At 45.6% G+C, this 9,395-nt stretch carries 8 protein-coding genes; all 8 read right to left on the reverse strand.

Annotated features, from left to right (window positions below; translation table 11 throughout):
- Positions 1–120 precede the first annotated feature (120 nt).
- The gene (locus QQ91_RS17390; RefSeq protein WP_201277166.1) at positions 121–1,338 is read right to left on the reverse strand and encodes a glycosyltransferase; all 1,218 of its coding nucleotides are present in this window, start codon (positions 1,336–1,338) and stop codon (positions 121–123) included.
- Positions 1,308–2,453, reverse strand: a complete 1,146-nt coding sequence (locus QQ91_RS17395) for a glycosyltransferase (RefSeq protein WP_166276628.1) — start codon at positions 2,451–2,453, stop codon at positions 1,308–1,310. Before QQ91_RS17395 ends, QQ91_RS17390 begins: the two co-directional genes overlap by 31 nt.
- Positions 2,450–3,715 carry a glycosyltransferase family 4 protein gene (locus QQ91_RS17400; protein ID WP_166276631.1) on the reverse strand — a complete coding sequence of 422 codons (1,266 nt, stop codon included), beginning with the start codon at positions 3,713–3,715 and terminating at the stop codon, positions 2,450–2,452. The genes QQ91_RS17395 and QQ91_RS17400 overlap by 4 nt, the downstream gene beginning before the upstream one ends.
- The gene (locus QQ91_RS17405) at positions 3,675–5,078 is read right to left on the reverse strand and encodes a hypothetical protein (protein ID WP_166276634.1); all 1,404 of its coding nucleotides are present in this window, start codon (positions 5,076–5,078) and stop codon (positions 3,675–3,677) included. The genes QQ91_RS17400 and QQ91_RS17405 overlap by 41 nt, the downstream gene beginning before the upstream one ends.
- Positions 5,072–6,091 carry a glycosyltransferase gene (locus tag QQ91_RS17410; RefSeq protein ID WP_166276637.1) on the reverse strand — a complete coding sequence of 340 codons (1,020 nt, stop codon included), beginning with the start codon at positions 6,089–6,091 and terminating at the stop codon, positions 5,072–5,074. The genes QQ91_RS17405 and QQ91_RS17410 overlap by 7 nt, the downstream gene beginning before the upstream one ends.
- A gap of 40 nt (positions 6,092–6,131) precedes the next feature.
- A complete protein-coding gene (locus QQ91_RS17415) occupies positions 6,132–6,860 on the reverse strand; it encodes an FkbM family methyltransferase (RefSeq protein WP_166276641.1) in 729 nt (242 codons plus the stop codon).
- A gap of 12 nt (positions 6,861–6,872) precedes the next feature.
- Complete coding sequence (locus tag QQ91_RS17420; RefSeq protein ID WP_166276645.1) at positions 6,873–7,703, reverse strand: glycosyltransferase family 2 protein; 831 nt, start codon at positions 7,701–7,703, stop codon at positions 6,873–6,875.
- A 404-nt stretch (positions 7,704–8,107) separates the two neighbouring features.
- Positions 8,108–9,214, reverse strand: coding sequence for a glycosyltransferase family 1 protein (locus tag QQ91_RS17425; RefSeq protein ID WP_250833388.1), 1,107 nt, complete (start codon positions 9,212–9,214; stop codon positions 8,108–8,110).
- Between the last annotated feature and the right edge of the window lie 181 nt (positions 9,215–9,395).

Consider the following 9,395-nt stretch of genomic DNA (forward strand, 5'->3'; position numbering starts at 1 on the left):
CAACCCGAAGGGCGATCGCGTAGAGGGTTTTTGACGATTCGGGAGCAGGGGCGGGCAATCGCGCGGCGTTTGCGCCAAAATCCGAGTATTCACCGGGAGCGATGGCCAGTTCAAGATTGTCTAGTGGAAAGGGGCATGAATTGCGGGTAGCGATTTTCTCTCAAGGACTGCTCGATAGGTGTTGGCAAATTCTTGGGCGATCGCGGGCCAGGAGTATCGTTGTTGAGCAAGTTGTTTGCCATTTTGCCCAAGTTCGCGCCGCAGGGAGGGAGACGATAACAGTTGCTGGAGGGCAAGCTGTAAATCTACTTCTGAATCGGCAATAAGGCCTGCTTTGGCCTGGGCAATTTCGCGGGAGATTTGTGCTCCGGGTGTGGTGAGGATAGGGAGTCCGGCAATCATGGCCTCCGCTAAGACAATGCCAAAGTTTTCAGAGTAGGTGGGCAGAACAAATAGGTCAGATCCTTGGAAGAGGCGATCTTTTTCTAGTCCTTGCACAAAGCCGGTGAAGGTTATGTGGTGAGTAAGGTTCAGCTCACGGGTAAGCTGCTGCAGGGTTTCCACGTACTGGGGGGGGCCGTCCCCAGCAATGATTAAGTGAAACGTTTCCCCTTGGGATGCAATTTGCCCCAGCAGCCGGATTAGTAACTCGGGACGTTTTTTAGGGTGGAGGCGGGAGAGGAATAAAATAATGGGCTGATGGTTGGGAATGCCATACTGAGCGCAAATTTGGAGCTTGGCATCTGCGCAGAGGGTGGGAGGATTGACCCCCAGCGGGAGCACAAGTTTGGGGGTTTTAATGCCCAGTTGTTCAATTTCCTCAGCTTCTTGCAAGGAGGTGCAATGGAGGTAGGCGGCACTTTCTAGATTGCGCCGCTCCACAAGAGCGCTGTAGAGTTGCTTCTTTACTTTCCCCTGAGATAGGGACCAGGGCGTAAGTTGGCCGATGGGACAAACGGCATAGGGGATCTGTTGGAGACGAGCGACGGTGGCTAAACAGGTGGGAGCAAAACTAAATAAGTAATGGGCTGTGGCAAATTGATAGTTGCGTAAATTGCGCCAGACCCACTGAGAAAGCTGTGCGGAAAATAGAAACTCTTTAACTCTAAGGGGAAATCTTGGGAAAAACCATACGGGCACATTCTGATAGTCCACTCGCTCACCGAGGGGAACCTCCAGGGTGCCCATCATATTGTCATTGGTGGTGGCAATTTCAGCATCAATCCCGAGACGACGCAGTTCGCGGGTTAAATTAAGCACAACCTCAGAAGGCCCCCCAAAGGCCGGACTCACGGAGGGGATGATGTCTAGGGTTTTGATCCGAAATGGGTCTGGCATAGGCTCTGGAGCGTTTGTTGAAACTGCTGAAAACCAAAGAGTTGAATGGTTTCTTCCCGGAGTTGTTGGGGGTTATAAATTAGGGGATGGGCGGAGCTACCGTTGAGAATGCGAATCAGAGCTTGAGCAATGTCATCGACACTCTCAGGATCCACGAGTACCCCAAGCTTTCCGCCTGCTAGGGCATCAATGGCCCCATCCTGATTGCCGCCAAGGGTGGGTTTGCCGCAGGCAAGAGCTTCAAGGTAGACAATTCCAAAGCCTTCGCCTTTGCTGGGCATTGCAAAAACATCGCATAGACTATAGTAATCGCCCAGTGCTTCATCCGGGATGAAGCCAGCGAGAGTGACGTGGTTCTCTAACTGAAGGTGCTGGATGAGGGTTTCTATGCGGGGGCGATCGCTACCTTTGCCAACAATTAAATAATGAACATTCGGTAAGGCTTGAATAATTTTTGGGAGCGCATGGATAATTTTATCGTAGCCCTTGTATTGCTCAACAATATCCAGTCGAGAGACGGTTAAAATAATGGGCTGATCTGGCTTAAGTTGATAGTGTTGTAGGAGCTTCTGAGACTTAGGTTGAATCGTAAATCGAGTTTCATCGAAGGTATTGGGTAGAACCACAACTTTACTTGGGTCGAGACTTTGCTCTTTCAGGAGGCGATCGCGGGTGTAATGACTGACCGCTAGGATCAAGTCAGCCTGGTGGAGAGCTTGCTGTAAAACGGATTTTTGAATGCCCCAGGCATCCACCCCGTGAGCAACAGTCCAGTAGGGAATATTAAAAAGCTGCTTTAACCGAAGGGAGGCTGGGGTAAAGTTGAGGTGGGTGGAAAGAATGAGTCGGGGTTTATTTTTGATAGCGGCTAGGGCGATCGCGCTGGCAAAGGCAGGGGTACGGAGAGCTGGGGGCCAATGACCTGAACAATGAAAGCTGATGTTGGGTTGAGTGTTTTTGGCTTGGCGATCGTGTTTAAGAAACACCTGAATGGATTGATCAGGAAAGATTTGTGCTAGGGCGCTGAGAAGAAATTCTGAATAAACTTGAATTCCCCCTTTGAACTCAAATATGTTGGGAATCCAGAGATGAAGGGGGGAGGAGACGGTTGTCATAATTGACGATGATCTGCTAGCAAAGATTGAACCGTATTTGCAAGCTGAGTTTGATAGCGCGACCAGGACAGTTGCTCTGCTTTTTTTCGAGCTGCCTGACCCATTGCTGCTAGTTCGGTGGGGTGTTCGTAGCACCACTCAATTTTTTCTTGCAAAGCGAGGGAATCGCGGATGGGAACGATGAATCCTTCAATCCCATCGGTGATAATATCTGGCCCCGCTGTGTTAGGTGTGGTGATAATGGGAATTCCACAGGCCATCGCTTCCAGTAAAACCAGACCGAACCCTTCAACCAGAGAGGGAAAGACAAACACATTCGCCTGAGAATAATAGTGATTGAGCTGATGGTGAGGGACGGAATCGATATATCGTAAGCTGTTTGGAGTTTTATCCCACCAGTGGGAGGGCATCTCGTTAACGCCAACGAGCATGAGTTCAGATTGGGGAAGGGCTAGCTTGCTCCAGGCATCAAGTAAATAGTGGACCCCTTTGCGTGCCCCAACACGTCCCACAAACAAGGCACGAAAAGTGCTGTCTTGTTTCGACAGTGGGTAAAAATAGGCTGTGGGCGATCCGTAGGGAATGACAGTGATGCGATTGGGAGAAATGCCCTCGGTCAGTAAGGACTGTTGAGTAATACTAGAGGCTACAAAGATATGATCAGCAAGCTCTATTTCCTGCTGCTTTCGCTGGAGTTTCCACTCGGGTTCTTGGATGGCCTGTAGAGAACAAGCTAATTCGGGAAACTGATCCGCCTCTTCTCGTTGGATGGCTTGGGCCATTTTGTAGTACAAAATCGGTAAGTCGTATAAGCAAAGAATTCCTCTGGCTTTCGCAGCATGAAAGGTTGATGCGGCTCCATCCTCATAGGCGTAGATTCCAGTGATAGAGTTGAGATGATGGGCGGCAACCTGCCGGTCAAGGTGTTTATAGACCCAATCTATTGGTCCATGTTTCCCTAACTTTAGGGCTTGGCTCACTTTTAATTTAAGGAGGGCAAGCCGGAGAATTTCATACCAGGGATAAGATCTCAGAGGCACCCCCTTAGGAGGAGGCCATGCGCGCCTCAGCAACTCTTGCTGAAGGGGATCTGAAACGGAGACAGGAAGTTGCTGAAGAAACCTGGCTATGGTTCCATCTGGATGATAAGCAGTTGTCGTAATGATTTCATGGAGAACTCCTATCTCTGCTAGCGCTTGCGCTGCATTGCGAGCAAAGGGGTTACTGGTGGGATGAACGAGGGAAAGGCGTGGGGAGTTCATGATGCAAGGGTTCGGACTGCTGAGTTGAGGGGATAGGGGAATCCAGCTTGGGCAGCAGATAAATAAACCCATACAGGAACCACTGAAACAGATTTGCCGTTTGATTAAACACTAACTGACCTGGAAAGGTAATGAGTTGATACAGGAATATACTCAGGGCCAGATTGCGCAGATAGGAACGATTAAGGTTGTGATAGGTCTGCCAGAGCAACAGTAAAAGTAATAATTTTGTTCCATACCAGAGAAAGAAACCAATTGGCCCTAACTCTAGTGCAATCCGCCCCATTTCTCCTTCAAAGTAGACGGGAATGGCTTCACCGGGCGGAAGATTGAAGAGCCGCTCAAGGAATATGTTTCCCTGGAACGTTGCGCCCGTCCCAAATCCGTCAAAGCCCTTAAGCTGAAAATTTCTAAAGACTTCACTAAAGTCGAAAATCCGCCCGGATAAGTCACTGTTTTGGGTAAATCGCAGAACCAGAGAGTTCACAGCTGATTGAAATCTCCACATCACCACAATGACAGCTACCACTCCAGGCAGGAAGAAGCGTTTGAGGGTAAGAAAGAAATGACTGAATGCTGAAAATCCCTGAAGCAGAAGAAAAGCGATTATTTGCAGAATAGAAAAGAGGATAAATCCCCTGGCACCCGTCATGAATCCAGTGATCGCAATTAGAGAAAATTGAACAATATTGATATACCGCTGCTTTCCGGTGGTTTGCTCTGCCAGTTTGGGAAGTAATAGACACAAGCAAAAGGACAGAAATACGCTGTACCCTGCAATATAGGAAAAGGTTCCCGTCACTCGAACTGAACTATTATCTCCTCCCAGGGCAATATAGGGGGTGTCTTCCTGCCAGGCATAAACGTTGAGCGGGCTATCGATGGGGCTAAAAAACTGCGCGATCGCCAAGCATCCCACCGGAACGAGTAAGAGCAGAAATTGCCCCAAATAATCCTTCAATTCATCTTCTGATTCGAATAGCGCTGGGACAATCCAAATAAGGGGTACATATAAAAAATAGTTTTTTAGCCCCAATAGCCCAATCAGCGGCGAACCCAAGCTCGGACTAAAGGCTTGCACCACACAAACGCCAAAGGATAAACCCAGAAAAAATTTCAAAATAGAATCAATTTTAGGGATGAAGTGAGGTATTGAGGAAGCCAAGAAAAATCGATAGTAGGCACCAATGAGGATAATATCTTTCAGGAAATAAATCAGTTGGCTAGCTTGAGGCAATACCCACTTGCGCAAGGCTCCTTCGATGACAACCAGGACAAGGGTCGCCAAAACTGAATACTTCCAGTTTTTGGCTGAGAGAATCAAAATGATTAAAACGGCAATAACGCCCCCAATCTCTAGCATGATCCGCTAATGGCTTGTTCGAAAACTTGGAGATATTGTTTTGCAATAGTGGTGGGGTGATGCTGAATAAGATGGTCTTTTGCATGCACATGATATCGCTGAAGCTCTTGCGGTTGAGTCAATAGTTTTTCCAATAAGATGCTTAGTTCTGATACATTCCCATTTTTAAAGGTAACGCCACAAGGCCCAATGGCATCCTTGAGACCTCCCCCTTCAGACCCAACTACAACGCACCCGCAGGCGATGCCTTCCAGGGCAACAATCCCAAAGGGCTCCTGCCAGCGGGAAGGCACCACTAGGATTTGATGGGCATTAAGGAGCTGAACCAGCTCTTCGCCAACCTTGCCCCCTAAAAATTCTACCTGCTCGACAATTTGCAATCGTTGAGCTTGTACTTTCAGATTAGCTTCCTCTGGCCCATGGCCCACAAGGGTCAGGGTGGGGGTCAATCCCTGGTGCTTGAGCTGCGCCAAAGCATCCAGGAGCAAATCTGCTCCTTTGTCGGAGACGAGGCGACCTAAGAACATCAAATCATGATCGCGGTTGATCTCAGGACGTAGACCAAACACCTCATATTGATAGGGGTTAGGAATGACGGTTGAGGAAACAGCAAGATGATCGGCAACGGCTTGACTCACCGAAATATTGGTCGCCCATCGCAGCAAACGATGTTTGAGGCGATCTTGCCATCCCAAGGAGCCATTGGTGCGAGAATACCAGTTGTTATGGGAAACAACCCAGGGTTTAGGGAGGGCCACTAGGGGATAGAACCCTTTGAGGCTGATGTTGGGTTGAAAGTAAACATCACACCAGGCTGTCAGGGCTAACAGGTGCTTGAAGCTTGGTTGTCGAATCACCTCAAAGGGAAAGGGTTTAGAGTCCGGGTCGGGGGTTTGGGAGACGAGTTTCACCTCATGACCCTGTCTAACAAACTTGTGCGCCAGAATGGAAACAACGGTTTCTAGTCCCCCAATACTTGGATAGAAGAGGGGGGAGTATATCAAGATTTTCATCCGAACCGTAAAGTCAGAGAAAGTATTGTTTGTATGATCCTCACCTTTGCCAAAAAGAGACATTTTTGCTTGATATCTCTTCATTAATCCTAAATCCTTGGGTTATTAAAGTATTGAGAACAAAGCGAGTTTTCTCTAACCCCAGAATGTCATCATGTATTTCTATTAATATCTTTCTTATGTCATGAAAATCAGCAAATTGAAACAGCTCATATTCACCACCCTCAATATCCAGAATCAAAAACGTTGGGTTAATTCTATAGATTTCACGATTAAATGATTTAACTGGAATTTTGACACTCCTAGCACCTGTGGTGTGCTGAACCGTTGAAGAAATCCAAAAGTCTTCCTCAATGAAAAAAACTGCTTCTCCTGTGTTTTCACCCAACAAGCAGATATCTAATTGAGGATTTACATTATTAAGCCAATAAGTATCATTAATTAGCTTCTTCATAAAGGGATTAGCTTCATATGTAAATACTTTTTCAGAACCAATGCTCCTTGAACAGTAAGCAGATATTAATCCAAGACCAGTTCCAAGCTCAAAAACAAGATCATCTTTTGATAAATATTTTCTTAAAATTTGGAGTTCTTCAAATTCGTAATAGCCATAGCATAGGGCTTTATAAATTTTTTTAGATAGACCCTTGTTTAAGCGAATTTTAACTTTTTCAAATTCAAGAGTTTCTTGCCGAAAAACTTGATACTCTAGACGAATGCGTTGTTTTATACGACCAAAAAGTGACTTTTCTAGAAATGGATATTCCATAAAATAATTATATTAGTGATTCTTAGGTTTGAAAGAAGACAAAATGCCGAGTGAATAAATCATCAAATCAACAGGAATAAAATATAATCGTCCTTTGATTAAATTTCTTGCTAATCTATTGAATAAACTTCTGGTTGTTCTCCAAATAAGCTGATGCAGAGAAAATGGTTTATCAATATCAAAGCCGTCTCTAATGAGTTGTTTATATGTCAGGTTCGATAAGGAGTCTTCCTGGATAGAAATACAAAAGCTATCAATGGTGTAATAGGTCTCTAAGCCCTTTTCTCTCATGCGAAAACAAATGTCTGCGTCTTCGTGGGTTCGACGAAGTTCATTGGTGTAACCTCCAACGAGTTCAATGGCTTTACGACGAAACAGAACGGCGTGGCCGGGAGCAAAGTGGGCAATGCCTGATGTAGCCCCATATTTTTGTTCATGAAATCGTACTCGCCATTTTGAAAGCAAACTGGAACCATGATGGGGGACGATCTTTGTAAAACAGGCACCTATTGTAGGATTCACGTCCAGACATTTCATGCAGGTATGAACCCAGTCAGGCTCCGGCAAAACATCTATATTGATGCAAGCAATGTAGGTTGCTGAGGATTTTTGAATCGCTGTGTTTCGCGCAATGGAAATACCTTGGTTAAACTCAAATCTGATCAATTGAATCTTAGGGTGTTGGCAGGACTCTGGAAGCAAAATTGGTTCCCTAGAGCAATCATCTACTAAAAAGATTTTTGATGCAGGATAGGTTTGGTTAAGACAGGCTATCAGAGTAGTCTCGATCGCTTCTGATCTTTCATTATAGGCCGGAATAACAATATCTACTTTTGTAACCATTTGCTTTTAAGATTAAATCGACATTGATTAAACCAAATCAAGTAGGTGAGCAATGAAATCCTCAGCCAGAGGGGTGAACCAAAGTCAGGCTGCAATCGAACAATAGCAAGGGATTTTAGAATTCAGCATACTTGAGTCTTTTAGCCCCAAACCTACTTTGGCTCGAAGAACAAGGTATGCAAAATTTTATGGCATACGTTTATGAGCTTGCCTAGGAAATTAGGAGGGTTGACAACCCTCAAAGCTCGTTACATTCAGACAAGCTATCTATAGCAATCCAGAAGTGTCCTAAATCACAAGAAAAAGAATGTCGCTTATCTAATTTATCACTCAGTATTCATCCAAACTAAAAGCTAGTTATCCAACGATTTAGAGTCTGCAAAATACAGTAGATGAAAACAGATTCAACCTGCAAACCGTGCTACAAATACTTTTGTCTGAATCGATAAACTATGAGTTTGATACCAAAAATGGGCGTTATCTGCGATCGCTTGCAATTCTGCCCAATTCTTGGGGTCAGTCTGGGATTGATCCAGAAACCAATAATGTTTTCCAGGCACAATACCATCAATAGTCTGAGTACTACACTGGGCACTTATTGGCAACATTCCATAAGCACAGTAAGCAGCAAAGATAGTAGATTTTCCTAAGTAGTCAGAATTGTAGTCCAAAAAACCGGCGATCGAAGTTGAGAAGAGATTGCTTAGTTGAGCCGCCGTTTTCGACCCCATTTTTATAATCGGGACTCCACTTACGCTGCTAGGAGTTTGGCCAATAGGTGCCCCAATGTCTAAAACTTTCTGAATGTTTAGGTTCTCACAAATATGAGTCAGCTTCTTTAAAGAAGATTGATAGACCTGAAGCCTATTTCCAGGTCTACCAAAAATGACAAGTTGCCGATCACGATCCTGTAATTGCAAGACTTGCTCAGGTTCTCCAATAGTTGAGAAAACCGGAAGTGCAGAAATTTGAGTATGCTTACCTTGGCTCATCTGCTGTAAAATCTTGGCATACAGATCTTTGCTGGTGACACAGTGATCGCTCAGTCGAGCCAGACGAGTCGCTAACTGCTTTTGCAATGATGACAGCCAAAAAGAACTGCTCCAGGGGGGACCAGAGGCATAGACTTCATGAAACATGGTTACGAGTCGAGCATTTGAGTTGCTAGAGTGCCACTGATCCAAAGCATTGACCAACCAAGTGGGACAACCTCGCTTGGCGTAGCCATAGCCAACATAGTGTAGAAGGATATTGACTCCAGGATGGTGTTTAAGCAGCGAGAATAGATCAAATGCAGAATGGCGATCTAGCCAACTCACCGGAAAGCCATCTAAATCTGCGGCACGAATCCCATTGGGATCACAACCAATAAAATAAGTTTGGATGCCAAAATCTTGCCGCATTTGTCGAGCCAGACAATATGCATAATCACCCACACCATCGATCGCAGGCGGAAGGCGCGGTACGATTTGGATAATGTGCATTGAGGATTTACTGAGATAGGGATACATCAGGTCAATTAGAGTGACGGCGATCGTTCACTGCTAACCCAACCTGATTTGTTTGTCGCTGGTTCTAATTTAATTTGTGTTTCCTAGGGCGTCCCGTCCCCCGCGCATTGAGAGATGAGGCGATGAGTAGGTTGCGCAACCAATCCTCGTGATAGCTGAAGCCATTGAGCTGTTCAAACGG

The organism is Lyngbya confervoides BDU141951, from assembly GCF_000817775.3.
GTDB lineage: Bacteria > Cyanobacteriota > Cyanobacteriia > Thermosynechococcales > Thermosynechococcaceae > Lyngbya > Lyngbya confervoides.